This is a genomic window from Rahnella inusitata (assembly GCF_003263515.1).
GTDB lineage: Bacteria > Pseudomonadota > Gammaproteobacteria > Enterobacterales > Enterobacteriaceae > Rahnella > Rahnella inusitata.
Map to the genome: position 1 here is coordinate 1 of NZ_JYDE01000040.1, position 2,939 is coordinate 2,939.

1 rRNA gene is annotated in these 2,939 nt (G+C 52.6%); it reads left to right on the forward strand.

The window, feature by feature from the left end:
• Positions 1 to 2,869, forward strand: a 23S ribosomal RNA gene (locus tag TU92_RS19970); the annotation flags it as partial.
• Between the last annotated feature and the right edge of the window lie 70 nt (positions 2,870 to 2,939).

A 2,939-nucleotide genomic window follows, 5' to 3' on the forward strand; every position in this document is an offset into this window, starting at 1 on the left:
AGAGGCGATGAAGGGCGTGCTAATCTGCGAAAAGCGTCGGTAAGGTGATATGAACCGTTATAACCGACGATACCCGAATGGGGAAACCCAGTGTGTTTCGACACACTATTGCATGGTGAATACATAGCCATGCAAGGCGAACCGGGGGAACTGAAACATCTAAGTACCCCGAGGAAAAGAAATCAACCGAGATTCCCCCAGTAGCGGCGAGCGAACGGGGAAGAGCCCAGAACCTGAATCAGTTTGTGCATTAGTGGAAGCGTCTGGAAAGTCGCACAGTATAGGGTGATAGTCCCGTACACAAAAATGCACTTATTGTGAGTTCGATGAGTAGGGCGGGACACGTGACATCCTGTCTGAATATGGGGGGACCATCCTCCAAGGCTAAATACTCCTGACTGACCGATAGTGAACCAGTACCGTGAGGGAAAGGCGAAAAGAACCCCGGCGAGGGGAGTGAAATAGAACCTGAAACCGTGTACGTACAAGCAGTGGGAGCCTACTTTGTTGGGTGACTGCGTACCTTTTGTATAATGGGTCAGCGACTTATATTTTGTAGCAAGGTTAACCGAATAGGGGAGCCGTAGGGAAACCGAGTCTTAACTGGGCGTCAAGTTGCAAGGTATAGACCCGAAACCCGGTGATCTAGCCATGGGCAGGTTGAAGGTTGGGTAACACTAACTGGAGGACCGAACCGACTAATGTTGAAAAATTAGCGGATGACTTGTGGCTGGGGGTGAAAGGCCAATCAAACCGGGAGATAGCTGGTTCTCCCCGAAAGCTATTTAGGTAGCGCCTCGTGAACTCATCTTCGGGGGTAGAGCACTGTTTCGACTAGGGGGCCATCCCGGCTTACCAACTCGATGCAAACTCCGAATACCGAAGAATGTTATCACGGGAGACACACGGCGGGTGCTAACGTCCGTCGTGAAGAGGGAAACAACCCAGACCGCCAGCTAAGGTCCCAAAGTCATGGTTAAGTGGGAAACGATGTGGGAAGGCATAGACAGCCAGGATGTTGGCTTAGAAGCAGCCATCATTTAAAGAAAGCGTAATAGCTCACTGGTCGAGTCGGCCTGCGCGGAAGATGTAACGGGGCTAAACCATGCACCGAAGCTGCGGCAGCGACGCTTAGGCGTTGTTGGGTAGGGGAGCGTTCTGTAAGCCGTCGAAGGTGTCCTGTGAGGGATGCTGGAGGTATCAGAAGTGCGAATGCTGACATAAGTAACGATAATGCGGGTGAAAAACCCGCACGCCGGAAGACCAAGGGTTCCTGTCCAACGTTAATCGGGGCAGGGTGAGTCGACCCCTAAGGCGAGGCTGAAAAGCGTAGTCGATGGGAAGCTGGTTAATATTCCAGCACTTGGTGTTACTGCGAAGGGGGGACGGAGAAGGCTAGGCTAGCCGGGCGACGGTTGTCCCGGTTCAAGCGTGTAGGGGGTGTGACTTGGTAAATCCGGTTGCATATTCAACCCTGAGGCGTGATAACGAGCCACTACGGTGGTGAAGTAGTTGATGCCATGCTTCCAGGAAAAGCCTCTAAGCTCCAGGTAACACGAAATCGTACCCCAAACCGACACAGGTGGTCAGGTAGAGAATACTCAGGCGCTTGAGAGAACTCGGGTGAAGGAACTAGGCAAAATGGTGCCGTAACTTCGGGAGAAGGCACGCTGGCGCGTAGGTGAAGAGACTTGCTCTCGGAGCCGAAGCCAGTCGCAGATACCAGCTGGCTGCAACTGTTTAATAAAAACACAGCACTGTGCAAACACGAAAGTGGACGTATACGGTGTGACGCCTGCCCGGTGCCGGAAGGTTAATTGATGGGGTTAGCAGCAATGCGAAGCTCTTGATCGAAGCCCCGGTAAACGGCGGCCGTAACTATAACGGTCCTAAGGTAGCGAAATTCCTTGTCGGGTAAGTTCCGACCTGCACGAATGGCGTAATGATGGCCAGGCTGTCTCCACCCGAGACTCAGTGAAATTGAACTCGCTGTGAAGATGCAGTGTACCCGCGGCAAGACGGAAAGACCCCGTGAACCTTTACTATAGCTTGACACTGAACATTGAGCCTTGATGTGTAGGATAGGTGGGAGGCTTTGAAGCGTGGACGCCAGTCTGCGTGGAGCCAACCTTGAAATACCACCCTTTAATGTTTGATGTTCTAACTCGGCCCCGTAATCCGGGGTGAGGACAGTGTCTGGTGGGTAGTTTGACTGGGGCGGTCTCCTCCTAAAGAGTAACGGAGGAGCACGAAGGTTAGCTAATCACGGTCGGACATCGTGAGGTTAGTGCAATGGCATAAGCTAGCTTGACTGCGAGAGTGACGGCTCGAGCAGGTACGAAAGTAGGTCATAGTGATCCGGTGGTTCTGAATGGAAGGGCCATCGCTCAACGGATAAAAGGTACTCCGGGGATAACAGGCTGATACCGCCCAAGAGTTCATATCGACGGCGGTGTTTGGCACCTCGATGTCGGCTCATCACATCCTGGGGCTGAAGTAGGTCCCAAGGGTACGGCTGTTCGCCGTTTAAAGTGGTACGCGAGCTGGGTTTAGAACGTCGTGAGACAGTTCGGTCCCTATCTGCCGTGGGCGTTGGAAGATTGAGAGGGGCTGCTCCTAGTACGAGAGGACCGGAGTGGACGCATCACTGGTGTTCGGGTTGTCATGCCAATGGCATTGCCCGGTAGCTAAATGCGGAAAAGATAAGCGCTGAAAGCATCTAAGCGCGAAACTTGCCTCGAGATGAGTCTTCCCTGTGGCTTTAAGCCACCTGAAGGGACGTTTAAGACTAAGACGTTGATAGGCTGGGTGTGTAAGTGCAGCGATGCATTGAGCTAACCAGTACTAATGACCCGAGAGGCTTAACCTTACAACACCAAAGGTGTTTTGATTAGAGTGACTCTGCTGCGCGCGAGCGTGGAGAAGTAGATTTTCAGCGA